We start from the raw sequence: 24899 nt of genomic DNA on the forward strand, positions 1-24899 counted from the left end.
CTTCTCATGACGCCGTCCTGCCGAGTCTGCCCACGGCGGGACGGACGGGAACGTCGAGCGCGTCGTACAGGCCCGGTTCGGCGTCCACGAGCCAGTCGATGGCGTTCACCAGCCGCCCGGCGGCGGTGGCGTTCCCCCCGGCGGCGCGGTTGCCGTGCTCGTCGGTGGCCTCGACGGTGACCTCGATGCGCGGGACGCCCTCGATGACCACCCGGTGCGCGCCGTCGCCGCCCGGGGGCATGGGCCAGTCCTGCGCGCAGGACGGGTGGATGCGCGTGACGTGCTCGACGACGATGCGCGGCTCGCCCGCCACGATGCCCTGGACCTCGAACCGCACCGCGCCCTGCGTGCCCTTCTCGAACTCGCCCATGGACGCGGTGGTGATCGTGGCGTCGAGCGGGCGCCGGTCCACGGTCTCGCGGATCTCCTCCAGCTCGGCGCCGAGGGCGCGGGCCATCAGCCGGACCTGGCCGCCCCACACCATGGTCGGGACGGTCGCGGCGAGCATCGGCGGCTCGTAGTCCATCGGCTGGCCCATGCCGACCAGATAGCGGACGGAGTCGGGCTGGTCGTAGGCGGAGTAGTCGAAGATCTCCTGGCAGCGGACGACGTCGATCGTGCCGCCGAGGCCGCTGACCAGCAGCGGCAGGACGTCGTTGCCCCATCCGGGGTCGACGCCGGAGGCGAACAGGGAGCCGCCGCCCTCGGCGATCGCGTCCAGCACCTCCGCGCGCATCCCGGGCGGCGCGCCGCTCTGGTCGTAGAGGGCGTAGAGGGCGGGGGTGACGACGACGGCCCCGGCGCGGACGGCCCGGAGGACGTCGGCGAGCGCGTCGTCCGGACGGATGTCGCCCGACGCCGCGTACACGACGGCCCGCGGGCGGGCGGCGAGGACGGCGCCGGCGTCGGCGGTCGCCGCGACGCCGAGCTCGCGGCCGAGGCCGGCGAGGTCGCCCGCGTCCCGTCCGACCTTGGCGGGATCGTGGACGATCACGCCGGTCAGCCGGAGCGCCGGATGCGCCTCGACGGAGCGGACGGCCAGCCGTCCCATGTTGCCGGTACCCCAGACGACCACGGAGATCATGCGCGGAATGTACCAGGTGCCAAGCAAGCACTTGGTAGTCCACATGTGGACACGAGAATCTTCCGGGCAGCTCGTGACGTGACTCATATTTGGATATAGAACACGTTCTAATCTCACGAGTGAGGGAGGTCACATGCGTGACTCCACCCCGTCCCTTAGCGTGTCCCGGCGAGGTTTCATCGTTGGAACCGGTTCTATCGTCGGATTGGGGCTGCTCGGCGGGACCGGCGCCGCCGCGGCCCCGGTCCCGGCGCCGATCCCCAACGGCGCCCGCGTCCCCGTCCTCGTCGTCGGCACCGGGTACGGCGGCTCGGTCGCCGCGCTGCGCCTCGCCCAGGCGGGCGTCGACGTCCACATGGTCGAGATGGGCATGACCTGGGACACCCCGGGCACGGACGGCAAGATCTTCTCGGGCATGCGGTCGCCGGACCACCGCGCCTACTGGCTCCGGACGCGGACCAAGCAGCCCCTCAGCAACTTCCTCGGCTTCCCGATCGACAAGGACGTCCCCAGGTACACCGGGATCCTGGACGCCGAGGACTTCGGCGGCATCCTCGTCTACCAGGGCCGCGGCGTCGGCGGCGGCTCCCTCGTCAACGGCGGGATGGCGGTCACGCCGAAGCGGTCGCGCTTCAGCGCCGTGCTGCCCTCGGTGAACGCCGACCAGATGTACGACGTCTACTACCCGCGGGCCAACGCCGGGCTGGGCGTCAACGAGATCGACCGGGCCTGGTTCGACACCACCGACTGCTACCAGTACGCGCGGGTCGGGCGGAAGCACGCCCAGCGCTCGGGGTTCGAGTTCGTCTACGTCCCGAACGTCTACGACTTCAACTACATGAAGCAGGAGGCGGCGGGCGCCGTGCCGCGGTCGGCGCTCGACGCCGAGATCCTCTACGGCAACAACTACGGCAAGAAGTCGCTCCAGAAGACCTACCTGGCGCAGGCCAAGGCGACGGGCCGGGTCGCCATCTCGGCGCAGCACCGGGTGACGTCGGTGTCCCCCGCGTCCGGCGGCGGGTACGCGGTCGCCATCGAGCAGATCGACACGACCGGCGCCGTCGTGGCGACCAAGACGGTCACCGCGGGCCGGGTGTTCTTCGCCGCCGGCAGCGTCGGCACCAGCAAGCTGCTGGTCAAGCTCAAGGCGACCGGCGCGCTGCCCAACCTCAACGGCGAGATCGGGAAGGGCTGGGGCGACAACGGCAACGTCATGGTCGGCCGCGCCAACCACCTGTGGGACCCGACCGGGAGCCTCCAGTCGGGCATGCCGACGGGCGGCATCGACAACTGGGACGCGGGCGGCGCGTTCGCCGAGGTCGCGCCGCTGCCGACCGGGATCGAGACCTACGCCTCCTTCTACCTGTCGATCACCAACACCCCGCACCGGGCCGAGTTCTCCTGGAACGCCTCCGCCGGACGGGTCGACCTCGACTGGCAGACCGCCTGGAAGCAGTCCAGCATCGACATGGCCAAGTCGATCTTCGACAAGATCAACAGCAAGGAGGGGACGATCTACCGGACCGACCTCTTCGGCACCTACAAGATCTGGGGCGACCACCTCACCTACCACCCGCTCGGCGGCGCCGTCCTGAACAAGGCCACCGACAACTACGGCCGGCTGCACGGGCACCCCGGCCTCTACGCCATCGACGGCTCGCTCATCCCGGGCAACACCAGCGTGAACCCGTTCGTCACGATCACCGCCCTCGCCGAGCGGAACATCGAGAAGATCATCGCCACCGACCTGTGACGGTCGCCGGGACCCGGCCACGGGCGCGTGTGGCCGGAACCCCCTACGGACGGCCGGGGAACCGGCTCACCGCCGCACCGCGCCGTACAGCGATCCCGCGAGCAGCACGACGCCCGACAGGACACCGCTGACGAACGGGATCCACTCCACGGACGACACCGCCGCCATGATCATTCCGGCCGCGCCGAGACCGGACAGCACCACCCCCGGCACCGCGATGGCGCCCCTCTTCCACACCCGTGCCAGCACGACGAAGTGCAGGCCGACGATCAACGCGATCCAGGCGACATTGATCTCCTGCGGCGCGTCCAGCGCCCTCAGCCCGGCGATCCCGCCGAAGATCAGCGCGAACTCCGCGGCCACCACGAGCCCGAACCGGGGCCCGAACCACGCCGGCCGCGCGTCGCCGCGCCCCGTCCCCCCGCGCCGGTCGCCGCGGAAGCCGGTCACCACCACCGCGATCAGGCACAGCACCGCCAGGATCCGGACCGCGATCCCGGCGGCCTCCGGTAGGGGCTCCCCCGCGTTCGCGAGCACAAAGGCCGTACCGAAACTGGAACCAACCAACAAACCAAGCAATTGCGGCGACACGCGGAGCATCCTACTGTCGGCGTACCTACCAGGAGGAACGCCACTACGGGCAGGCGGGGAACAGCCGCCGCGTCCCCGTCCCGGCCGCGTAGGCCGCGGGATCGCTGAACCGGCAGCCGTAGTCCGGACGCGCCACCGCCGACGGCCGCGTGGTCACGTCGCCCTCGGGCCGCGGGCCCCCGCCGGCCCAGCGGACGAGATCGTCCCAGGCGGTGCCCGCCTCCGCGTCCGAGAACTCGCAGTGCTGGGTCGTGCGCACGGCCCGCTGGACGAGCAGCCCCGACCGGTGGTTCCGTGCGACGTCCCTCGCGTACATCTGCTCCATGGAGAACGGGACGAACAGGTCCCCCAGCCCGTGCAGGCTCAGGACCGGGACGTCCGGACGCCCGTTGACGCGCGGCACCTGGGAGAGCCGGTTCGACAGCCGCGCCGGCAGGTTCCCGGCCCGCACCCGCTGGACCGTCCTGTTCACGTCCACCGGCCTGTTCGGCTCGTACCGGGTGAACAGGTTGGTCCCCAGCTGCCCCGGACTCTCGGCGAGGGTGGCGTCCGGGGCGGACGGCTCGGCCAGCGTGAACGGGAAGTCCTTCCACAGCGCGAACGACGGCACGGCGCCGGGGCGCGTCCCGCCCGTCCGGTCGATGACGATCGAGCGGAACTGCTTCCCGCGCTCGTTCGCGGTGTCCGGCCCGCCCGGCCGCAGCGCGGTCAGCCCGAGCGCCGCCTCGATCTTCGGGACGGTCACCGCCGCGTACCGGTCGGTGACCGGGTACTCGCGGACGCCGGACAGGTCCTGGGCGACGAGGTTGTAGTCGAGGAAGTAGTCGAACAGCTCGTTGTCGCCGAGCACCCCGCACATGGGGAGCGCACCGTCGTAATACCCGGGGAATTGCTCCAGCGAGCGTCCGATGATGTGCCCGCCCATGGAAACACCGGTGATGATGCGCTGCTTGGGACGTCCCACTTCGCGGGCGAACAGTTCGGCCACGTCACGAGTGCCGAGCACACCCGCGCGGACGTCGTATCCGTTGTCGTAATAGGAGGACGCGGCCCACGCGTAGCCCTGGTCGAGAAGGCGTTGCCGCAGGCCGTACCGCGGCGGCTCGACCGTCAGCACATGCCCCTGGCCTGCGTATCCATGCGCCCAGAGCGCCAGCTTGCCGTTCCACTGCGGCGGCACCTCGATGTCGTAGGCCGCATGGCGGTGGACGCCCTGCATCACCCGCGACGGTTTCCCGTGCACCTGGACGGTCGGCAGCGGCGGATTGGCGATGGCGTACCCGGGAAGAGGCTGGTCGTCCGGCACGCGGTCGGCGCCGGCCGCACCCGCCGGGACGAGTGCCGCGAGAACGAGCGCGGAGAGAACGGCGAGGGGGCGGAGGCGCATGGTGCGATTACATACCGCCCGGTCGGTCAGCGAAATGCCACGACCAGATCCGGCCTCCCCTCCGGCGTGCTGGGGCAGAGCAGCGCCCCCGCCACCGCTCGACGGCGGCCGGGGCGCTACCGTCGAACCCCTCACCCAGGAGTCCTTTATCAACGAGCCCGGCCACCCCGACTCTCGGCGCGACGAATTCGATCGTCCCGGCTCGGCCGCACGGCCCCGGCTCAGGGCCCGGCTTCACCTCGGGCAGTCCCTGACAGGGACGATCGTGTGGGTTCCGCGGCCTGGCGCCATCGGAATCGGAATCGACCTCGGACTTCCCGTCGGGGGCTTCGTCGACGTCCTCCACCTGCCCCTGGACGACGCGCGGTGGCCCGCGAAAGGGACCATCACCGACTTCACGATCTGGTGGATGGACGAGCGGCCCCAGATCCGGCTGATGCCCGCCGATCCCCGCTACCGCCGCGAGGACTTCGACGACTGGATCGGACATCAGAACACCCAGGCGGCCAAAGCCTTCCGCGCGGGCGATACCGAAACGCGCGGATGATCAGATAGCGCTCGCCTCGCCCACCTGGGAATTCCTGCCGCCCGGCTCCGCGATGTGAACGACAGCGCCACCCGAAAACTATTCCAGAACGCTATTCGGCAAATCCTCTCTTGCGTCGGCGAGAGCTCTCCGGACGGTGTACTCCGAAACCCTACAAACAGAGCGGCCGGAGGCCATGGTGAACACCTTTGCCGAACAGATCGAAGAACTGGCCCGCGTCAAGGGCACCTTCGACACCCTCGCCGCAGAGCTCGACGCCCTCGGCGACCAGGTCGACCCCCTCGACCGGATCAAGCTCCAGCTCGAGATCGGCAAGGCCCGGCTCGACGTCCTCAAGACGCAGTACGACACGACCAAGACCGATGTCGGCGTCCTCACGACCGATTTCAACCAGATGAAGAGCGAGCAGCACAAGCGGATCGGCTACCGCGACACGCTGATCTACACCGCCTTCGCGGTGGTCGCCGGTGCGGCCTACGCCATCACGCAGGGAGCCTCCCTGCTCGTTCTGCTGGGTCTGATCCCGGCGGTTCTCTCGCTCGGGTGGATCTACCTGGCGAACGACACCAAGGTGTCCGAGATCGGCCAGTACGTCCGGTCCGAACTCGCGCCGCGCATGAAGCAGCTGCTGTCCGAGGGGGCGATCCCCTTCGGCTGGGAGTCGTGGCACCGGGCCCTCCCGGGACGCCGGACCGGCAAGATCGGTCACCTCGCGGTGACGCTGACGATCTTCTGCGCCATCCCGGCGACCTCGATCGCGATCGTCCTCGGGAACCTCTCCGCCCTTCCCTCCTGGGTCTTCCCGGTGGGGGGAGCGGAAGCCATCGCCACCCTGTGCATCGGGTGGCTGTTCCTCCGCGCGAACCTCCGCCGGAGGACGCCGCAGATCGTCGCCGCGAACACCGGCGACGACGCACCCGCGGCCGGCTGAGGCAGCACCTCGGCAGGACCGCTCACCCCCGAAGGGCCCGGCACACCCGGGCCCTTCGACTTTTACCGCCGAGCCCCGCGCCGATTCGGGGATTCAGCGACCGCGCTGCTCCGTCTTCGCGTATCCGCGTTTCAGGAGGTCATGTCAAGTGCCGGTTGCGGTCATACCCGGCGCGGCATGACCCGCTCGCCGGCCTGCGTATGCCCCGACTGGCATCCCGAAACTCATATCAGCAGCCTCGCCCACCCCGAAAGGCGACGCCCATGGCCCAGCATCTGCTCTTGGCCTGGAGAGGTCGGGATTTCCCCGACAGGCGCATCTTCTTCAGCCTCATGAAGTCCGACGAAGGTGTTCACCTCGATGGTCGGCTTCTACGACTCCGTCAACGGACCGATCGAGCTGCCCACCATCCGGTCTCAGTGGGGCGTTTCACTGGCTTCTCCTCCCCGCCCCTCCGGAACGAGCATCCAGCCTTGGGGGGCATGGGTCGGCGACGGTGGACAGATCTGGCACTCGTACGACGTGTTCAATCCGAGACCGGCGGCGATCTCTGGGGCCACCTCGAACCATCCGCCCATGCTCGTGACCCATCGGGAGGTCCTCTACCTCTACTGGAGAGGAAAGGACGACCAGCACATCTACTGGTCCTCGCTCGGGGCCGACGGCTGGGGACCGCCGAACGGGCTCAACGATCGGATCAGCAGCGACGTGCCCGCCGTCACACCGTTCGGCAACTGGCTGGTCATGGCCTGGGTGGGCGGAGGAAGCGACAGCACGCTGTACTACAGCGTCCAGAACACCGCCGGCTGGTCGGCGCAGAGAGCGACCCCGTTCAGAAGTGGGTGGCGACCGACGCTGGCAGAGTTCAACGGCAAGCTGTACTGGCTGACGCCGGACGAACGACCGGCAGGCTCCGCCCTCGTGCGGGCTGCGGTTCTCGGTCGTTCGCAGGGGCGTTTATTGGGTGGAGGCGCGGGGGTGGGGCGGGTAGCGTGTGGGGCATGGCACGAGGTATCTGGTCGCAGAAGGTTCGCAGCGTCCGCTGACGGCGGCGCCTTCTCCTTTGTGAATCCGCGTTCGCCGTTCCGGGTCCTGCCGGGCGGCCGTCTGATTCTGCCCGGCTCCATGGCGAGCTGCGGAGCACCTCTTGAGCCTCACCCCCATTCCCGAGAACTCGTCCCTGCCCGTGCCCGCGGGCGAGAGCGCGCACGTCCGTGCCCAGGACATCGCTGTCACCCGCGGGTCGCGGCGGGTTCTGCGCGGCGTCTCGGTCACCGTCTCGGCGCGGTCGCGGATCGCCGTCGTCGGCGAGAACGGCCGTGGCAAGACGACGTTGCTGCACGTCCTCGCGGGTCTGATCCCGCCCGACGAGGGCACCGTGCACCGCGCCGGCACGATCGGCCTGGTCCGCCAGGAGCTGGCGGCGCGCGGCGGTGAGACCGTCGGCGCCCTGACCTCCGCGGCGCTGGCCGCGCCGCTCGCGGCCCTCGCCGCGCTGGACGAGGCGACCGCGGCCATGACGGCCGGTGTTCCGGCCGCCGACGACCGCTACGCCCTGGCGCTGGAGGCAGCGGTCCGGCACGACGCGTGGGACGCCGAACGCCGTGTCGACGTCGCCCTCGACGCCCTCGGCGCGTGCACGGACCGCGACCGCCGGTTGGCGACGCTGTCGGTCGGGCAGCGCTACCGGGTGCGGCTGGCGTGCCTGCTCGCCGCCCGGCACGACGTCCTGCTGCTCGACGAGCCGACCAACCATCTCGACGCCGGCGGGCTGGACTTCCTCACTCGGCGGCTGCGCGAACATGAGGGCGGCCTCGCCGTCGTCAGCCACGACCGGGCGCTGCTGCGCGACGTCGCCGACCGGTTCCTCGACCTCGACCCCAGCCGCGACGGCAGGCCGCGGCTGCACGCGGGCGGCTATGACGCCTGGCAGGACGCGCGGCGCGGCGAGCGTGAGCGCTGGGAACAGGACTACGAGCAGCAGCAGGCCGAGCAGCGGCGGCTGCAGGACGCCGTGTCCAAGGCGCGCGACCGGCTGTCCACCGGCTGGCGTCCGGACAAGGGCACCGGCAAGCACCAGCGCCAGTCCCGCGCGCCGGGCGTCGTGCAGGACCTGAACCGGCGGCAGGACGCCCTCCTGGCGCACCGCATCGACGTGCCGGAGCCGCCGCCGACCCTGCGCTGGCCCGACCTGGGAACGCGGACGCGAGCACCGCGGCTGCGGGCCCAGGGCGTCGGTCTCGGCGAGCGGCTGGCCGGGCCGGTCGACCTCGCCCTCGACGGCGGCGACCGGCTGCTCGTCACCGGGCCCAACGGCGCCGGGAAATCCACGCTGCTCGCGGTACTGGCCGGTTCTCTCCAACCGACGGAAGGACGACTCTGGACGGCGAACGGCGTCCGGGTCGCCCTGATCACGCAGGAGACCGCCGAGCACGATCCCGAACTCACCGCCCGCGAGGTGTACGCCCGGCACGTGGGACGGCTGGTGGCAGGCGGCGCGCTGCGCGACGCCGACATCGTTCCGCTCGGGGCGCTCGGACTCCTCGACGCCGCCGCGACGCACACGCCCACCGCGCGGATGTCGCAGGGCCAGCAGCGGCGTCTCGACCTGGCTCTCGCGCTGGCCGGGCGCCCCGGCCTGATCCTGCTCGACGAACCGACCAACCATCTGTCGTCCACTCTCGTCGACGAGCTGACCGGCGCGATCCGCGCCACCGGCGCCGCCGTCGTCGTCGCCACCCACGACCGGCAACTGCTGAGAGACCTCGCCGACTGGCCGCGTCTCGCGATCGGACGCGTGGACGCCTGAGAAAGATCCCGATGGGCGGTCCGGCGCCGGCCGGTCCGCCCATCGGGGTCAGGTCCAGCGGGTCAGGGCCGCTTCCAGGGGTTCGTAGCCGTCGTCCGCCCAGGCGATGTGGCCGTCCGGGCGGACGAGGACCGCGTCCACGTCCAGGTCTCCGCGAGGGTGCGGGATGCCGCCGTGGCGCGGTCCGTCGCCCAGTTCCAGGACGGCGTGCCCGCCGGAGTGCAGGACGGCCGGGTCGAGTCCGGGCATGGTGCGGCCGACGAGCGGATGCCGTCCGGGGAGGTCGTAGCGGATGTCGAGGCCGGAGATCAGCCCGGCGAGACGGAGGTTGGCCTCAGTTGCCGCGCAGGTCGGCGGCCAGTTTCCAGCCGAGGTTGAACGCGTCCTGGAGGCCGAGGTTGAGCCCCTGCCCGCCGGTCGGCGAGTGGATGTGGGCCGCGTCGCCCGCGAAGAGCACGCGGCCGTGCCGGTAGTGCTCGACCTGCCGTGAGGCGTCGGTGAAGCGCGAGGCCCACCGGACGTCCTGGACGTCGGGGACGGCGCGGCGGACCTCGTCCAGGGTGACGGGCGTGTCGCGGGCGGCGGTCTGCTGCTCGGGCCCGGCGATCAGAGCCCGGTACAGGCCGCTCTCCAGCGGCAGGACGTTCGCGACGCCGTCCTCGGGACGGTCGAACGAGGGCAGCCGCCACCGGCCGGGGCGCTCCCGCGTGAGGGTGATGTCGGCGAACACGCGCCCGTCGCCGGCGAGCGCCAGTTCGCAGGCCAGCATCAGCCCGGTCGGGCCGGCGCCCGCCACGAGCACATCAACGATCATGCCCGCAGGTCCTTCCGCCTGGTGTAGACGAGGTGGAACGCCGGCAGCGGCACGGCGATCACCGGCCAGACGAGGTTGAGCACGAGCGGCGCGGTGTCCAGCGGCAGGACGAAGGCGCCGATCACGTGCAGCACCGCGTTCAGGATCGTGGCCGCGCCCCACACGGCGGTCAGCGTCCGCAGGCCCTGCCGGAAGCCGGCGTCGTGGTCCCACCGGGCCTCCCACCCCCGCGGCCCCTCCGGCCCGACCTTGGTCAGGACGAACGAGCGGAACACCACCATCAGCGCGGGACGCCCGTACACGACCGACGCCAGGAGCCACACCCCGGCCACGCCCACGAGCATCCAGATCCAGGAGTCGCGGACGAGCAGCGTGCGCGGGTTTCCGGTCCCGCGCGTCCCTCCGATGATCTCGACCAGCGCGCGGATGTGCGCGGGGCGGTCGCGCATGAACGCCAGGTTCGACTCGATGTAGGCGGCCAGGGTGTCCCGGCGGGTCTCCGCCGGGACCAGCCGGGGCCGCATGAACGCGCGCGGATGTCGCCGTTCTCGCAGCGGCCGGCGGATGCGGCTGCGTCAGACCCAGGTCGCCGAGTCCGGGTCGATGCCTCGGTCGCGGGCGTTGGCGTCGATGATGTCGCGGAGCCAGGCGGTCATGCCTGGTTCGATCGCGTCGTAGTAGGCCGCGAAGCCGGGGTCGGCGGCGTATCTCCTCCCCAGGCAGACCTGCATCGAATGGGTGCAGTCGAAGTACTCGCCGATGGAGGCCCTGTGCCGTTCGGCCAGAGCGTTGGCCTCGGCGCCGCCCGGCCTGACGTCGGCGCGCTTGGCCGCCGCCAGGTCGTTCTCCAGCGTCGCGACGTCGTCGGCGATCTGCTGCCAGTCCTCGGAGGTCCTGCCCGCGGCGCGCTCGGCGGACTGCGCCCATTGAGCCGTGTCGCCCCATCGGTCGCGCGCGGCCGCGAGCCATGACGGGTTCCATCCCCGCCCGAAGATCGCGACTTGTTCCTCAGCGGACAGGAGGATGCCGGCGCTCGCGGCCTCGATCAGGCGGTCGACCGCGTCGACCATCGACTGCAGGCGGGAGATGCGGCCGAGGAGCTCGGCGCGCTGCTGTCTCAGCGGCACGGTCATGTCCGCGGTCGAGGCATCGAGAAGATCACCGACCTCGGCGAGGGACAGACCCAGTTCGCGGTAGATGAGAACCCGGTGGATGCGTGCGACGTCAGCCGCCGAGTAGAGCCGGTAACCGCCGGCGGTCCGTCCCGACGGGCGGACGAGCCCGATCGCGTCCCAGTGGTGGAGGGTGCGGACGGTGACCCCCGCGTGCGATGCCGCGGCTCCGACGGCCAGCCCGCCGGGGCCCGCGGCATCGTCCATCGCGGTGTCGGTCACGCCGTCGAGTCTGACATGCGCCGTCTCACCCCTTGGGCAGGGGGATGCCGGCCGCTTCGAGGTTGCGCGCCTCGGGGCTGCCGGCGTCGAGGGTACGGGCCGCGGTGATGATCACACGAGCGTTCTCCGGTGTGACGACCTCCAGATCCACGGTGTTCCAGGGAGTCTTTCGCGGTCCCGCCGTGCAGCCGGGCGCCAGCGCGGTGCACGCTTGCGCGATCTCGTCGATCTGGCTCAGCACGCAGGAGAAGCTGATGCCCACCGCTGGAGGGGCCGGCGGGGCGCCGGCCGGGACGAGCAGAACGTCCTGGAACCTCCACCGTCGAAGGTGCGTGACCTGGCCGGGGATCGTGAACAGGTCGACGAAGCCGAACCCGCGAACCCAGAAATCCGCGGACGCGGCCAGGTCGGATGTCGGCACGTTGACGAACATCGGCATGCCGTAGATGCCCCGGTAGATCTCAGGAGGCGTCGCGTCGGGCCCGGGCGGAGGGACCGGGCTGACCTCGAACGCCTCGTAGTAGTCGCTCATGCGTTCATCGTGGAGCCTGACGCAACGTCAGGGTCAAGCCCGGACGGTCCGGACCGCGTCCCACCGGCGGTGACATCGGCCCCAACCGCGCATGTATGCCTCCCCTGAGGAATCTGCCTGCCCCAGGGAGGGAGGCGGCCAGGACGCCGAACGTTCCACACGAGTTCCATCGATCTTGCTTGGAGTCGTACCGCCGGCGTCTCGGAATGGGGCATCGCGCTGGGAGCGTTGTAGGTGAGGTGACCACGGTGGAGGAGCGGTTGACCGCGAACCGCGTCGGCACGCTGAAGCCCATGGCGTCGCTGACCGGCGGCTGGGAAGGCGTCGTCGAGGTGTCGGCTCGGCCCGGGACGGACGAGCACGCCCCGGAGGGCGCCGCCATCGCCTGCGAACGCTGCGGCGACCCGGTCGGGGCGGAACGCCTGGCCGCGCGGCCCGCCACCCGTCCCCGCATCGCCCGCGCCGGCTGATCATGATCAGGGTGCGCCCCTTCAGGGAGACCGACCGCGCGGAGCTGCGCAGGCTGTTCCGGCGCGCCGGCGAGGCGTCCCCGAGCGCCTTCCAGTGGGGCCACGAAGACTCCGAAGCGGCCATCTACCTGGACCCCTACATGGACCTGGCGCCGGCGTCGCTCTTCGTCGCCGTGCTCGACGGAGCCCTGGTCGGCTACCTGACGGGGTGCCTCGACAGCGCGAGCTTCCCGAGTGAGAGCGAACGCGTCGGACGGGCCATCCGGAAGTACCGTCTGGTCCTGCGCCCCAGGACCGCCCCCTTCTTCGCGCGCGCGGCCTTCGACGCGGCGTCGGTCGCGCTGCGGCGAGAGCCCACCGCGCGCGGGTTCCGCGACACCCGCAGGCCCGCGCACCTGCACATCAACCTGGCGCCTGAGGCGCGGGGAACGGGCGCCGCCGACGCGCTGCTGAACCGCTGGTTCGACCGGCTCAGAGAGACCGGCTCGCCCGGCTGCCACTTGCAGACCCTGGTCGAGAACACCCGCGCCGTGCGGTTCTTCCGGCGCATGGGTTTCGTCGAGCACGGCCCGACCCCGCTGGTCCCCGGCTTCCGGTACGGCGGCAGGCGGATGCACCAGCAGACGATGATCTGGCCCCCTCAACCGGACACGCCCTGAGGCGATCTGGTCGAGATAATCGGCCCTGTCCGGCCAAACGGGTCCGTTTGCCACCTCGCGATGAGTTTCCCGCCCCGCCCCGGTCTTCATTGGCGACCCGAGGGAAGACGACGACCATCGCGCTCGTCCCCGCAGAGGTCCCGGCCGGCATCCGCCTGACGACCCGGGACGTCGACGCCGACCACACGGCCCTGCGCGAACGCGGCGTCGATGCGGACGCGGAGGTGCTGCGGATGGGGCCAGGGGTGCCCCCGATGTTCTCCGTGCGCGACCCGGACGGCAACGACCTCCTTCTCATCCAGGACTCCTGAACGGGCGGTATCGGTGATGGACGAGCAGTTCACTGCGCGCTTGCAGAAGAGCCCGAGCAAGGGCGGCTGGACCTATGTCGTGTGGCCCGAGTCGGCCGAGTTCTTCGGCACCCGGGGCCTGGTGCGGGTCCGGGGCACGATCGATGGTCACCCGTTCGAGAGTTCGTTCATGGCCCTGGGGAACGGCACCCACAAACTGCCGGTGAAGGCGGACTTGCGCAAGGCGATCGGCAAGCAGGAAGGCGACACCGTGTCCGTTCGCCTGCGGGAGCGCCTGAAGCCCTGGTGCGGGTCCGAGCCCGATCACGGTCGCCTGGCCTTCCCGCACGCCCGTGGCGCCCACGGGTGCGCGGGAACCGGACGATCGGACCTGGCCACCACCGGCCGGAGCGGCCTTCGCCATCGGCCGGGTGCGGACACTCGCCGCCCGGCGGATACTTCAGGCATGGGTGTGGTGGAGACGGAGCGGCTTGTCATGCGGCCGCTGTCGGGTGAGGACTTCGACGACTATGCCGCGATGCTGGCCGACCCGGAGGTGGCGGGCCGGCTGTCGGAGAGCGTCAGTACCTCACCCGCTGATGCCTGGCGGAATCTCGCGATGTTCATCGGGCACCGGGAGATCCGCGGCTACTCGCACTGGGCGCTGGTGGAGAAGGCCACGGGCCGGTTCGTGGGGCGCGCCGGGCCCTGGCGGCCGCACGGGTTTCCGGGGCTGGGGATCGGCTGGTGCCTGGCGCGGGAACACTGGGGGAAGGGGTACGCCACGGAGGCGGCCCGCGCTTCTCTGGACTACTGCCTCGGAGAGTTGGGCGCCGAGGAAGTGATCTCTCTCATCCTGCCGGGCAACTCCCCCTCCATCGCCGTCGCGGAGCGCATCGGCCACCGCTACCTGCGCGATGTCCAGTACCGCGGCCAGACCGTCCACCTCTACGGCCAACGTTTGGGTTCGGCCTGAGATATTGCTTTGCAGGTGGAATGGGCCCCCGCCTAGGCTCCGGCGGGTGGGACGTACCGTCATCGTGGGCGACATCCACGGCTGCTTCGACGAGCTGATCGAACTGCTGGAGAAGGTCGGGCTTCGGCCGGACGACCTCCTGGTCAGTGTGGGCGATCTGGTCGATCGGGGGCCGGCGCCCGGCGAAGTCGTCGGGTTCTTCCGTGAGCGTCCGAACTCGGTCGTTCTCATGGGCAACCACGAGCGCAAGCACGTACGCGGGGTCCTCTCCTACGCGCAGGAGATCACGCGGCTCCAGATGGGCGACGCCTACGCGGAGGCGGTCGACTGGATGCGGACGCTTCCCTACTTCTTCGAGGACGAGCATGTGCGGATCGTGCATGCCGCGCTGGTTCCCGGAGTCGCGCCGGCCGAGCAGAAGGAGGAGATCCTCTGCGGAACGACCAGCGGGGAGCGGCAGCTCACCGCGCTGTTCCCGGACGGCCACTGGCACGACCGCTACGCCGATGACAAGCCGGTCGTGTTCGGTCACCACGTCACCGGACGGGAGCCGCTGGTCCGGGACGGCAGAGTCTTCGGCCTCGACACCGGCGCCTGCCACGGCTGGAACCTGACCGCGCTCAGCGTCCCGGACTTCACCGTCCACTCGGTGGAGGCCCACGTCGACCACTGGTCGGTCACCAAGCGCGAGTGGCAGTTGCCGGTGCTGAAGACCAAGGCGTGGGGCGACCTCACGTGGGAGGAGCTGAACGAGAAGGTCGCGCGCTTCTCCGGCACGTCCGACGCGGCTTCGCGGGAATGGCTCCGGGCGGTCGAGGAGTGGGCAGCGGCGGTGCGGGCTCTGATTCCCATCCTGGTCGACGCGGCGCACCAGGCGGCGGGGGTCCTGACCGCGGACGAGATGCGGCGGCACCCGGCCGCGTCCGTGCTGTTCCAGGCCCGTGGCGGACGGCTCGACCAGGCCGTCCTGGCCAAGCGCTGCACGACCCCGCGCCGCACCTCGGACCTGGCCGCCGCCCTCGACATCGCCGCCCCCGCCCCTCCCGTCTGAACCGCCGCGTGTCCGCGCTGACGTCCCCGATGCTCACCGGGGCGGCGTGCCGTGGCGGGCGGGAGTGCGGTGGTCGCGCCGGTAGCGGCCGGGCGGAAGGTCGAATTCGCGTTTGAACGCGTTGGCGAAGGCGAACTCCGAGCCGTATCCGACCTGTTCCGCCACGACGTTCAGAGGGGCGTCGGAGTCGCGCAGCAGCCGCATCGCGGTCGTCAACCGCCACCAGGTCAGGTAGGCCAGCGGCGGCCGCCCCACGAGCGCCGTGAAGCGGCGGGAGAACGCGGGCGGCGGCGTGGGCATGTTCGCCGTCCAGCTGGCCCGCCACGCCGGCGCGCACGTCATCGCCACCGCCGGCCCGCGCAGCTCCGGCCGGGTCCGCGGCTACGGCGCCGAGCAGATCATCGACTACACCCGGGTCCCGCCGCATCAGGTGCTGGACCGACCGGTGGATGTGGTGCTCAACCTCGTTCCGATTCCGCCCGAGGCCGCGGAGGCACTGTGCCGTGCCGTCCGCCCCGGCGGCTCGGTCGTCTCGATCACCGTCCCGGTGGATCCCCCGCCCCGGGCAGGCGTGACGGCGACGCACTTCGTCGCCCGCAACGAGCCCGCTCAACTCGCCGAGCTCATCACCCTCATCGACCGCGGCACGGTGCGGGTGGACGTCACGGCGGCCCGTCCTCTCGCCGATCTCCCCGCCCTGCACCGGGACGCCGAGGCCGGCCGCACCAGCGGCAAGATCATCCTCGTCCCCTGAAGGAGACCCTGGTGGCCACCTGACGAGTGAAGAGGTGGGGGCGCGGTATAAGGGCGCCATGGACTTCAAGCTGGAGTTGGTCGCGGTGCCGGTCTCGGACGTGGACCGTGCCAAAGCGTTCTATACCGAGAAGGCCGGGTTCAACCCGGATCATGATCACCGAGTGAGCGACGAGATCCGGTTCGTGCAGCTGACGCCGCCCGGGTCGGCGTGCTCGATCGCCATCGGCACGGGGCTCGTCGACACCGCGCCCGGGTCCGCGCAGGGGCTGCAACTGGTCGTCGCCGATGCCGACGCCGCTCGGGCGGAGCTCGCCGGACGGGGGGTCGAGGTCAGCGAGGTGCAGGAGTTCCCCTGGGGGCGGTTCGTCTACTTCCAGGACCCGGACGGCAACGGCTGGAACGTCCAGCAACTCGTCGCCCAGGGCTAGACAGCGCCTCGCGGGTGAAAGGGACGCTCGCACCCCGCCGTTAACCGTCTCCTTATCGCGGTTCTGGGGAAATGGCAGGATGCGGATACTCGTGGCCGAGGACGAGCGGTTCCTGGCCGATCTGGTGGCGGAGGGGCTGCGGAAGCGGGCCATGGCGGTGGACATCGCCTATGACGGGGCGGGCGCGCTGGAACGGCTCGCGGTCAACGAGTACGACGTCCTCGTCCTGGACCGGGACCTTCCCCAGGTGCACGGCGACGACATCTGCCGGGAGCTGGCGCAGCGCGAGGAGGCGGTGCGCATCCTGATGCTGACCGCGTCGGGCGCGGTCCACGAGCGGGTGGACGGGCTGAACCTCGGGGCCGACGACTATCTGGCCAAGCCGTTCGCGTTCGACGAACTGGTGGCGCGGATCCGCGCGCTGGCGCGGCGGAACGCGCCGCCGCTGCCGCCGGTGCTGGCGCGCTGCGGCGTCACGCTGGACACGGCGCGGCGGGAGGCGTCCCGGGACGGACGCCTGCTGGCCCTGTCCCCCAAGGAGTACGCCGTGCTGGAGGTGCTGATGCAGGCGCGGGGCGGCGTGGTCAGCACCGAGGAGCTGCTGGAGCGGGCGTGGGACGAGAACACCGACCCGTTCACCACCGTCGTCAAGGTGACCGTGAGCAAGCTGCGGGCCAAGCTCGGCGAACCGCCCGTCATCGTCACCGTTCCCGGGGCCGGGTACCGGCTGTGAGGCCGATGACGGTGCGGGCCCGGATGACGCTGCTGTACGGCGGCATGTTCGCCGTGATCACGCTGGGCGTGCTCAGCACCGTCCTGTGGATCCAGCGGAAGATCGTCAACGACCGCGTGCAGGACGTTCCGTTGAGGTCCCGGGTCGACGTGGTTCCGTGCGACCCGGGTCACGGCGTGCCGTGCCCGCCGGAGCACCCGATCGAGTTCGTGGATCCCGGTCCCCGCGAAGGGCTCAAGGAGGCCGTCGGGCGGGAGCAGTTCCAGGACAGCCTGGTCGGGTCGCAGCGGCTCGTCATCCTGGTCGCGATCGTGGTGATCACGGTGCTGGCCCTCGCGGTGTGCTGGTGGCTGACCGGGCGGCTGCTGCGGCCGCTGCACCGCATCACGGCGACCGCGCGCCGGCTGTCGCTGTCCACCCTGGACGAGCGCATCGCGCTGGACGGCCCGCAGGACGAGCTCAAGGAGCTGGCCGACACCTTCGACGCCATGATCGACCGGCTGGAGAAGGCGGTGGACAGCCAGCGCCGCTTCGTCGCCAACGCGTCCCACGAGCTGCGCACGCCCCTGGCCGTCCAGCGCACCGCCGTCGAGGTCGGCCTCGCGGACCCCTCGCCGGAGCGGCTCGCCGAGGTCCGGGCCGAGATGCTGCGCAACACCCGGCGGTCCGAGCGGCTGATCGAGGGGCTGCTCGTCCTCGCGCAGGGGGAACGCGGGCTCGACGCCCGCGCGCCGGTGGACCTCGAAGCGGTGGTCGGGCAGGTCGTCGAGGACAACGTCACGGACGCCGTCCGCGGCCGGATCAGCGTCGCCGCCGACACGCGGCCGGTCACCGTCGCCGGGGACGAGGTGCTGCTCACCCGGATGGTCGCCAACCTGGTGCAGAACGCGATCCGGCACAACCGGCCCGGCGGGGACGTCCGCGTGGAGCTGTCGGAGGGGGCGCTGGTCGTGCGCAACACCGGGCCGCGGGTCCCGGCCGAGAGGGTGGACGAGCTGTTCGAGCCGTTCCGCAGGCTGCACGCCGACCGGACGGCGTCGTCGCAGGGTGCGGGGCTCGGCCTGTCCATCGTCGCCGCGATCACACGCGCCCACGGCGGCCACGTGAGGGCCAGGGCGAACCCGGACGGCGGGCTGTCGGTCACCGTGGCCCTCACATGATCGGTCACTCGCTGCGCAGCACGGCGGCGGTGCGGGTGGCGGCGGCCCGGACGGCGGGCGGCCAGGCGCCGAGGACGGCGACGACCAGCCCCGCGCACGCCGGAGGCAGCAGCAGGAGCCAGGTGTAGACGTGGATCCAGGAGGTCGCCATCCCGCTGCCGAGCATGTCGCCGGTGAGCACCACGACGCCGTGGTGGGCGAGCACCCCGAGCGGCGCCCCGAGCGCGCCGCCGGCGACGCCGAGGGCGGCCATCGACGTCACCATCATGGCGACGACCTGCCGCGGGGTCGCCCCGACGGCCTTGAGCACGCCGAGGTCCCGGCTGCGTTCCCGCGCGTTCAGGAGCACGCTGTTGAGGACGCCGAGCGCCGCCGCCGCACAGATGATCAGTGAGAACAGCAGGAACAGCCCGCCGAAGACCGCGCCGTTGCCGAGGTCGGGCTCGGTCGGCTCGGCGATCAGCGCGGCGGACGGGGCCGCGGCCATGACCCGGCGGGCGTAGTCGGCCGCGTCGGTCCCCGAGGTGAGGATGACCGAGAAGGGCGGCGGCGGCCCGTCCCCCCGCACGGCTCCCGGCAGGCTCGCGGCGTCGAGCATCAGCCGGTCGGTGTCGGGGTGCGCGAACGCGCCGACGATCCGGACGGTGGCCCGCGTGCCGGACGTCTGGAGGGACACGGTGTCGCCCACGTCCAGGTCGTGGAGCCGCAGGAAGGCCTCGGTCGGCACCACCTCGCCGGGCCCCGAGAACCAGCGCCCGCGGACGAGGCCGTCACCGAGGAAGGGGCGGTAGTCGCCGCCGTAGGTCTCGGCGGTCAGGCTCGACGGCGCCCCGGGGACCCGCACGTTCACCGGGGAGAACGACATCACGTGGGCGGTGCCCGGCTCGGCCCGCAGCAGCGCCGCCAGCCGGTCCTCGGTCATGCCGCCGGAGGCCCTCGGGTCGAAGCCCACGGTGACGGAGGTGTGCCCTTCGGTGTCGGCCGTGAGGATCTTCATGACCGTCTGCTGCATCCCGAGGCCCAGGGTCACCGCGGTCACGCCGAGGCACAGCCCCGCGAGGGTGAGCGCCGTCCTGGCGGGGCGGGCGGCGGGCAGCCCGAGGCCCAGCCCGGCCGGGACGGGCAGCCGGGTGCGCAGCAGCCACCGCTGGAGGCGCCGCCCGCGGCCCCGCCGCGACACGGTCCCGGCGCTGATCGCCTGCACCGCCGGGAGCCGTCCGGCCCGCAGCGCCGGAAGGGCGGCGGCCGCCGCCACGAGGGCGAGGACCCCGGCGCCCCCGGCCAGGTCGAGCGCGGGCGCCGCTCCCCCGGCCGACGGCAGGTCGAATCCCTCCGCCACGCCCGCCGCGATCCGCAGGGCGAGCAGGTGGCCCGCCGCCATGCCGGCCGCGCAGCCGAGCAGCGCCGGGACGGTGACCATCACGACGTGGACGGCGGTGACCTGCGCCGGGGTGAAGCCGAGCGCCTTCATGACGCCGATGTGCCGGAACCCGGAGACCACCGCGCCGCTGACCACGTTGGCGACGATGAACACCGACACCGCCAGGGCGAGCGCCCCGAAGACGGTGACGAAGGGGATGAGCTGGTCGAACTTCTCCTCGAAGGACCGCTGGGCGGCGACGTAGGACTCGTAGCCGCGCGTCGGCACCCCGGCGGTCGCGGTCGCCACGCTCCGCCGGACCTCGGACGGGCCGCCCGCACGGTCGAACCGGTAGAGCATCTGCCAGCCGTCCGGCCTGAGCGCGTCGATCTGGCCGGGGGTCACCCAGCCCATGAGGCCGTCCGTCGCGGAGTTGGCGAAGCCGACGATGGTGAGTTCGGGCAGGCCGGGGGGCGTCATCTTGCCGCCCAGCCGGAAGGGGCCGCCGGGCCGGGCGCGGAGCACGATCTCACCGGGCCCGCGGACCCACCGGCCCTGCGTGAGGGTGAGCCTGTCGACGGGACCGCCGGGGTCGGCCCGCCCCGCCACCGGGAGGCCGTCGCCGCCGGGCCCCCTGTGGCCCTGCCCCTGCGGCAGGACCGCCGTCCGGAACGGGCCGGCCGCGGCGGTGACGCCGGACGCGTGCGCGGTGGCGGCGAGCCGGTCGGCGCTCACCCGCGCGGCGTCGAAGGAGACGGTCGCGTGCGCGCCGCGCGCCCGCGTGAAGGCGTCGTCGAAGAGGGAGCCCGACGCGACCAGCAGGCCGAGCCCGAACACGAGCGTCGCCGTGGACAGCGCCACGACGACGGCGATGCTGACCGTCTGCACGCGGCGCCGCCGCACCCCGGCGCGCGACGCCGCCCAGACCGCGCTCACCGGGCCCACGACTCGTCCCGCGCGGACTCCCGGACGATCCGGCCGTCCCTGAACTCGACCAGGCGGGACGCGCAGCGGTCGGCCAGGCCGTGGTCGTGGGTGACCAGCAGCAGGGTCTGGCCCTTGTCGTTGAGGTCGAGCAGCAGGTCGCTGACCTGCTCGCCGGTCGCGCTGTCGAGCGCGCCGGTCGGCTCGTCCGCCAGCAGCAGCGCCGGGCGGTTCACCAGCGCCCGCGCCACCCCGACGCGCTGGCGCTCGCCGCCGCTCAGCACCGCCGGATAGGCGCCGCGGCGGTCGGCGATGCCGAGGTCGTCCAGCAGTTCCAGCGCGCGGGCCCGCGCCTTGCGCGCCGGGACGCCCGCCAGCCGGGCGGCCAGCGCCACGTTCTCCAGTACGGGCAGGTCGTCCAGCAGGTTGAAGAACTGGAAGACCATCCCGATCCGGCGGCGCCGGAAGCGGGCCAGGGCGGCCTCTCCCATCCCGGTGAGGTCGTCGCCGCCCACCGCCACCGAGCCGGCCGTGGGGCGGTCCAGGCCCGCGACCATGTTGAGCAGCGTCGACTTCCCGCTGCCGGACGGCCCCATCACCGCGACGGACTCGCCGCGCCGGATCGCGAGGCTCACCCCGTCCAGCGCGGCGACGTCGCCGAATGCCTTGCGCACGGCCTCAAGCCGTACGACCGTTTCCTCGCGTGTGTTCACGGCCCCCAACGTGGCAGCCGGGAGGTTTCGGCGCGGTGAGCGCGGGCGGGCGCGTCAGACGCCGAGGCCGCGGCCGATGATCTCTTTCATGATCTCGGTGGTGCCGCCGAAGATGGTCTGGATGCGGACGTCCTGGTAGGCCTTGCCGATGGGGTACTCGGTCATGTAGCCGTAGCCGCCGTAGAGCTGGACGCAGCGGTCCACGACCCGCTTGAGCAGCTCGGTGTTCCACCACTTGAGCATCGCGGCCTCGTCGGGGGTCAGCTCTCCCCTGCCCTCCTTGACGATGCACTCGTCGGTGAAGGCGCGCGTGACGGTCAGCTCGGTCTTCATCTCGGCGAGCGTGAACCGGTTGTGCTGGAACTTGCCGATGGGACGGCCGAACGCCTCGCGGGTCTTGCAGTACTCCAGGGTCTGCTCGAAGGCGGTCTCGGCGGCGGCCTGCGCGGTGGCGCCGATGGACAGCCGCTCGCGGGCGAGGTTCTGCATGAGGTAGATGAAGCCCATGCCCTCCTCGCCGAGGAGGTTCTCCTTCGGGACGCGGACGTTGTCGAAGAACAGCTCGGCGGTGTCCTGGGCGTGCATGCCGACCTTGTCGAGGTTGCGGCCGCGCTCGAAGCCCTCCATGCCGCGCTCGACGGCGAGGAGGCTGACGCCCTTGGCGCCGGCGGACGGGTCGGTCTTGGCGACGACGATGACGAGGTCGGCGAGGATGCCGTTGGAGATGAACGTCTTCGACCCGTTCAGGACGTAGTGGTCGCCGTCCTTCAGCGCCGTGGTCCTGATGCCCTGGAGGTCGGACCCGGCGGCGGGCTCGGTCATCGCGATCGCGGTGATGATCTCGCCGGAGCAGTAGCCGGGAAACCAGCGCCGCCGCTGCTCGGGGCCGCACAGCTGCCGCAGGTACCCGCCGTTGATGTCGTTGTGGACGGCGAAGCCGGGCCCGTGCACGCCGGCCTTCGCCAGCTCCTCGTTGAGGATCACGTAGTAGCGGTAGTCGGGGTCGCCGCCGCCCCCGAACTCCTCCGGCATGTCGATGCCGAGCAGGCCCGCGCGCCCGGCCGCCAGCCAGACCTCGCGCGAGACGATCCCGTCCTTCTCCCACTGCTCGTGGTGGGGCGCGACCTCCTTGGCGATGAAGGAGCGCACCATGTCGCGGAAGGCCTCGTGCTCCTCGGTGTAGATGTCGCGTCCCATCCGGCGGGCTCCCTCGGTAGTGCGTGGGCCTGAGTAAGTGCGTGCTGATACACGATTAATGTAACACTGGTGCTGTCACATATCGGGAGGCGGCATGGAACTGACCGTCGACGAGCTGGCCTCGCGCGCCGGGGTCACCGTCCGGACCGTGCGGTTCTACGCCGGGCGCGGCCTGCTGCCCCCGCCGAGGCTGCGCGGCAGGACGGGCCTCTACGGCGCCGACCACCTCGCGCGGCTCGAACTCGTCCGGGAGCTCCAGTCGCTCGGGCTCACGCTCGCCTCGATCGAGAAGCACCTCGGGCGGATCCCGCTGGACGCGCCGGCCGAGGACCTCGCCCTCCAGCGCGCCCTGCTGTCCCCCTGGGCGCCCGAGCGGCCGGAGGACCTCGGCCGGCACGAGCTCGACCGCCGCGCCGGACGCCACCTCGACGACGAGACGATCGGGCGGCTGGAGGCCCTCGGCGTCGTCGAGCGGATCTCCGGCGGCCCGGCGGGCGAGGTGCGGGTCGTCAGCCCCGCGCTGCTCGGCGTCAGCGCCGAGCTGGCGGCGCTCCAGCTGCCGCTGGACACGCTGGTCGCCTCGTACCAGGCCGTGGACCGGCACACGACCGCGCTGGCCGCCGAGCTCCAGCAGGTCTTCCAGGACACCGTCGTCCGCCCCTACCGGGCGGGCGGGCGCGCGCCGCAGGAGCGCGAGCGGCTCATGGAGATGGCCGGGAAGCTCAAGCCGCTGATGATCCAGTCACTGGTGACCTCGTTCCAGCGGGCCGTCGACAAGGCGCTCCGCCGATCGGTCCCCGACTAGCCTCTCCGGCCCCGGTCAGGAGTTCTTCCACTCCTGGCCCTCGTACTCGACCAGGCGGGGGTGGACGAGGGTGTTGACGTCCACGTCGCGGCTCCGGCGGTCCTTGGGGAAGACCGCCGCCGCCTGGAGCAGCGGACCGTCGAGGAAGCGCAGGGCCGGGACGTCGCGCGGCAGCGCCAGCGAGGGAGGCCGCTTCCCGGGGGACGCCAGGACGAACCCCCAGTCGCCGAAGCTCGGGACGTCCACGTGGTACGGGGTGGTCGCGAGGCCGGCGGCGGCGATGGACTTCTGGATGCTCCAGAACGACTTGGGCGCGAAGTAGGGCGACCCGGACTGGACGACCATCCGCCCGCCCGGCGCCAGGGCCCTCTTCACCATCCCGTAGAACTCGACCGAGTACAGCTTGGCGGTGGACACGTCGTCGGGGTCCGGCATGTCGACGACGACCGCGTCGAACTGGCGGTCCAGGCCGCGCAGCCAGGAGAACGCGTCCGCGTTGACGATCTGGGCGCGCGGGTCCTCGAACGACCGCCGGTTGAGCGACTCCAGCGGCTGGTACGTCCGGGCGAGGCGGATCATCTCGGGGTCCAGCTCGACCAGCGTCGCGCTCTGGACGTCCCTGTAGCGCAGCACCTCGCGCAGCGCCAGCCCGTCCCCGCCGCCGAGGATCAGCACCCGCCCGTGCGGGCCCGACATCAGCGGGTGGACGAGCGACTCGTGGTAGCGGTACTCGTCCAAGGAGGAGAACTGGAGGTCGCCGTTCAGGAAGAGCCGCAGGTCCGAGGGACCGAGCCCGGCATGCCGGGTGATGACGATCTCCTGGTACCTCGTGCGCTTGGACACCGCGATCGGGGCGTCGTACAGCGCCTGCCGCGCCGACACCTCGAACCCGTCGGCGAGCGTGTACGTCCCGCCGAGGACGGCGAGGACGGCGACCATGCCGAGCGCGAGCGCGATCCGGGCGGCGCGGCCGACCTCACGGCGGAACAGCCACATCACGACCGCCATCCCGGCGACGGCGTTCACGACGCCGACGAGCAGCGCGCCCTTGATGTGCCCGAACGTGGGCAGCAGCAGGAACGGGAACGCCAGGCCGCCGATCAGCGCGCCCACGTAGTCGGCCGCGAACAGGTCGGCGACCGCCGACCCGGCGTCCTGCTTGCGGATCCGCTGGAGCAGCGTCATCAGCAGCGGGATCTCCGCGCCGATCAGCGCGCCGACCGCGAACGCCACCACCACCAGCGCCGGAACGTACAGGTCGAGCCACGCGAACGCCGCGTACAGCACGAGGACCGACACGCCGCCGATCAGCGCGAGCACGCCCTCGACGACCGCGAACGCCACCACGGCGCGGCCCTGCAGCGGCTTGGCGGCCAGCGAGCCGACGCCCATCGCGAACACCATCACCGACAGGACGATCGACGCCTGCGTGACGGAGTTGCCGACGAGGTAGCTGCCGAGCGCGACCAGGGCCAGCTCGTACACCAGGCCGCACGCCGCGCACGTGAACACGGCGGCGAGGACCAGCGCCCGCG

General features: G+C 71.8%; 26 protein-coding genes and 1 pseudogene. 14 read left to right on the forward strand and 13 right to left on the reverse strand.

What is annotated here, in order from left to right; all coding sequences use genetic code 11:
• Positions 1 to 4: 4 nt before the first annotated feature.
• The gene (locus tag ACQEU6_RS20215; protein ID WP_499333988.1) at positions 5 to 1084 is read right to left on the reverse strand and encodes an NAD(P)H-dependent amine dehydrogenase family protein; all 1080 of its coding nucleotides are present in this window, start codon (positions 1082 to 1084) and stop codon (positions 5 to 7) included.
• 205 nt (positions 1085 to 1289) lie between these two features.
• Between ACQEU6_RS20215 and ACQEU6_RS20220 the strand changes: the two genes are divergently transcribed.
• A complete protein-coding gene (locus tag ACQEU6_RS20220) occupies positions 1290 to 2837 on the forward strand; it encodes a GMC oxidoreductase (protein ID WP_499333989.1) in 1548 nt (515 codons plus the stop codon).
• Between the two features lie 66 nt (positions 2838 to 2903).
• Here ACQEU6_RS20220 and ACQEU6_RS20225 read toward each other — a convergent pair whose 3' ends face one another.
• Together ACQEU6_RS20225 and ACQEU6_RS20230 are read right to left on the reverse strand one after the other, a co-directional pair.
• Positions 2904 to 3374: a hypothetical protein gene (locus ACQEU6_RS20225; RefSeq protein WP_499333991.1), complete on the reverse strand. Its 471-nt coding sequence runs from the start codon at positions 3372 to 3374 to the stop codon at positions 2904 to 2906.
• A gap of 97 nt (positions 3375 to 3471) precedes the next feature.
• Positions 3472 to 4815, reverse strand: coding sequence for an alpha/beta hydrolase family protein (locus ACQEU6_RS20230; protein WP_499333993.1), 1344 nt, complete (start codon positions 4813 to 4815; stop codon positions 3472 to 3474).
• A gap of 409 nt (positions 4816 to 5224) precedes the next feature.
• Here ACQEU6_RS20230 and ACQEU6_RS20235 point away from each other — a divergent pair, with 409 nt between their 5' ends.
• From ACQEU6_RS20235 to ACQEU6_RS20245, 3 genes are all read left to right on the forward strand, one after another.
• On the forward strand, positions 5225 to 5362 hold the full coding sequence (locus ACQEU6_RS20235) for a hypothetical protein (RefSeq protein ID WP_499333994.1): 138 nt from the start codon (positions 5225 to 5227) through the stop codon (positions 5360 to 5362).
• 175 nt (positions 5363 to 5537) lie between these two features.
• The gene (locus ACQEU6_RS20240) at positions 5538 to 6293 is read left to right on the forward strand and encodes a hypothetical protein (RefSeq protein ID WP_499333995.1); all 756 of its coding nucleotides are present in this window, start codon (positions 5538 to 5540) and stop codon (positions 6291 to 6293) included.
• A 1147-nt stretch (positions 6294 to 7440) separates the two neighbouring features.
• Positions 7441 to 9102, forward strand: coding sequence for an ABC-F family ATP-binding cassette domain-containing protein (locus ACQEU6_RS20245; protein WP_499333997.1), 1662 nt, complete (start codon positions 7441 to 7443; stop codon positions 9100 to 9102).
• 48 nt (positions 9103 to 9150) lie between these two features.
• Here ACQEU6_RS20245 and ACQEU6_RS20250 read toward each other — a convergent pair whose 3' ends face one another.
• The 5 genes from ACQEU6_RS20250 to ACQEU6_RS20270 all read right to left on the reverse strand — a co-directional run bounded on the left by ACQEU6_RS20250 (position 9151) and on the right by ACQEU6_RS20270 (position 11842).
• Positions 9151 to 9351: an aromatic-ring hydroxylase C-terminal domain-containing protein gene (locus ACQEU6_RS20250; RefSeq protein ID WP_499333999.1), complete on the reverse strand. Its 201-nt coding sequence runs from the start codon at positions 9349 to 9351 to the stop codon at positions 9151 to 9153.
• Positions 9352 to 9436: 85 nt separating this feature from the next.
• Positions 9437 to 9916 (reverse strand): FAD-dependent monooxygenase, encoded by a 480-nt coding sequence (locus ACQEU6_RS20255; protein WP_499334001.1) that lies wholly within the window; start codon positions 9914 to 9916, stop codon positions 9437 to 9439.
• Positions 9913 to 10440, reverse strand: a complete 528-nt coding sequence (locus ACQEU6_RS20260; protein WP_499334003.1) for a VC0807 family protein — start codon at positions 10438 to 10440, stop codon at positions 9913 to 9915. The genes ACQEU6_RS20255 and ACQEU6_RS20260 overlap by 4 nt, the downstream gene beginning before the upstream one ends.
• Positions 10441 to 10491: 51 nt before the next feature.
• Positions 10492 to 11310: a MerR family transcriptional regulator gene (locus ACQEU6_RS20265; RefSeq protein WP_499334004.1), complete on the reverse strand. Its 819-nt coding sequence runs from the start codon at positions 11308 to 11310 to the stop codon at positions 10492 to 10494.
• Between the two features lie 25 nt (positions 11311 to 11335).
• Positions 11336 to 11842, reverse strand: a complete 507-nt coding sequence (locus ACQEU6_RS20270) for a VOC family protein (protein ID WP_499334005.1) — start codon at positions 11840 to 11842, stop codon at positions 11336 to 11338.
• A gap of 239 nt (positions 11843 to 12081) precedes the next feature.
• Here ACQEU6_RS20270 and ACQEU6_RS20275 point away from each other — a divergent pair, with 239 nt between their 5' ends.
• The 5 genes from ACQEU6_RS20275 (at position 12082) to ACQEU6_RS20295 (ending at position 15288) form a co-directional block, all read left to right on the forward strand.
• Positions 12082 to 12312, forward strand: a complete 231-nt coding sequence (locus ACQEU6_RS20275; protein WP_499334006.1) for a hypothetical protein — start codon at positions 12082 to 12084, stop codon at positions 12310 to 12312.
• Positions 12313 to 12314: 2 nt separating this feature from the next.
• Entirely contained in the window at positions 12315 to 12971 is a 657-nt protein-coding gene (locus tag ACQEU6_RS20280) for a GNAT family N-acetyltransferase (RefSeq protein WP_499334007.1), read from the forward strand.
• 89 nt (positions 12972 to 13060) lie between these two features.
• Entirely contained in the window at positions 13061 to 13282 is a 222-nt protein-coding gene (locus ACQEU6_RS20285; protein WP_499334009.1) for a VOC family protein, read from the forward strand.
• Between the two features lie 16 nt (positions 13283 to 13298).
• Positions 13299 to 14237, forward strand: a complete 939-nt coding sequence (locus ACQEU6_RS20290) for a GNAT family N-acetyltransferase (RefSeq protein ID WP_499334010.1) — start codon at positions 13299 to 13301, stop codon at positions 14235 to 14237.
• A 46-nt stretch (positions 14238 to 14283) separates the two neighbouring features.
• The gene (locus ACQEU6_RS20295) at positions 14284 to 15288 is read left to right on the forward strand and encodes a metallophosphoesterase family protein (RefSeq protein WP_499334012.1); all 1005 of its coding nucleotides are present in this window, start codon (positions 14284 to 14286) and stop codon (positions 15286 to 15288) included.
• Positions 15289 to 15321: 33 nt separating this feature from the next.
• On the opposite strand, the pseudogene ACQEU6_RS20300 reads toward ACQEU6_RS20295, so the two are convergent.
• Positions 15322 to 15570: pseudogene (locus ACQEU6_RS20300) on the reverse strand (helix-turn-helix transcriptional regulator); the annotation flags it as partial.
• Positions 15571 to 15586: 16 nt separating this feature from the next.
• Between ACQEU6_RS20300 and ACQEU6_RS20305 the strand changes: the two are divergent.
• From ACQEU6_RS20305 to ACQEU6_RS20320, 4 genes are all read left to right on the forward strand, one after another.
• On the forward strand, positions 15587 to 16042 hold the full coding sequence (locus tag ACQEU6_RS20305; RefSeq protein WP_499334013.1) for a zinc-binding dehydrogenase: 456 nt from the start codon (positions 15587 to 15589) through the stop codon (positions 16040 to 16042).
• A gap of 58 nt (positions 16043 to 16100) precedes the next feature.
• Positions 16101 to 16472, forward strand: a complete 372-nt coding sequence (locus tag ACQEU6_RS20310) for a glyoxalase superfamily protein (protein WP_499334014.1) — start codon at positions 16101 to 16103, stop codon at positions 16470 to 16472.
• Between the two features lie 79 nt (positions 16473 to 16551).
• Positions 16552 to 17205, forward strand: a complete 654-nt coding sequence (locus tag ACQEU6_RS20315; RefSeq protein WP_499334016.1) for a response regulator transcription factor — start codon at positions 16552 to 16554, stop codon at positions 17203 to 17205.
• A gap of 5 nt (positions 17206 to 17210) precedes the next feature.
• The gene (locus ACQEU6_RS20320; protein ID WP_499334017.1) at positions 17211 to 18365 is read left to right on the forward strand and encodes a sensor histidine kinase; all 1155 of its coding nucleotides are present in this window, start codon (positions 17211 to 17213) and stop codon (positions 18363 to 18365) included.
• A gap of 4 nt (positions 18366 to 18369) precedes the next feature.
• On the opposite strand, the gene ACQEU6_RS20325 is transcribed toward ACQEU6_RS20320, so the two are convergent.
• The 3 genes from ACQEU6_RS20325 to ACQEU6_RS20335 are packed head-to-tail and all read right to left on the reverse strand — an operon-like array spanning position 18370 to position 22559.
• A complete protein-coding gene (locus ACQEU6_RS20325) occupies positions 18370 to 20661 on the reverse strand; it encodes an ABC transporter permease (RefSeq protein ID WP_499334018.1) in 2292 nt (763 codons plus the stop codon).
• Positions 20658 to 21362, reverse strand: coding sequence for an ABC transporter ATP-binding protein (locus ACQEU6_RS20330; RefSeq protein WP_499334020.1), 705 nt, complete (start codon positions 21360 to 21362; stop codon positions 20658 to 20660). The genes ACQEU6_RS20325 and ACQEU6_RS20330 overlap by 4 nt, the downstream gene beginning before the upstream one ends.
• Before the next feature lie 54 nt (positions 21363 to 21416).
• A complete protein-coding gene (locus ACQEU6_RS20335) occupies positions 21417 to 22559 on the reverse strand; it encodes an acyl-CoA dehydrogenase family protein (RefSeq protein WP_499334021.1) in 1143 nt (380 codons plus the stop codon).
• Positions 22560 to 22653: 94 nt separating this feature from the next.
• On the opposite strand from ACQEU6_RS20335, the gene ACQEU6_RS20340 reads away from it, so the two are divergent.
• Positions 22654 to 23364, forward strand: a complete 711-nt coding sequence (locus tag ACQEU6_RS20340) for a MerR family transcriptional regulator (RefSeq protein WP_499334022.1) — start codon at positions 22654 to 22656, stop codon at positions 23362 to 23364.
• A 15-nt stretch (positions 23365 to 23379) separates the two neighbouring features.
• Here ACQEU6_RS20340 and ACQEU6_RS20345 read toward each other — a convergent pair whose 3' ends face one another.
• Positions 23380 to 24876 carry a polyamine aminopropyltransferase gene (locus ACQEU6_RS20345; protein ID WP_499334023.1) on the reverse strand — a complete coding sequence of 499 codons (1497 nt, stop codon included), beginning with the start codon at positions 24874 to 24876 and terminating at the stop codon, positions 23380 to 23382.
• Between the last annotated feature and the right edge of the window lie 23 nt (positions 24877 to 24899).

It is taken from the genome of Spirillospora sp. CA-108201 (assembly GCF_050936235.1).
Classification (GTDB): Bacteria; Actinomycetota; Actinomycetes; order Streptosporangiales; family Streptosporangiaceae; genus Spirillospora.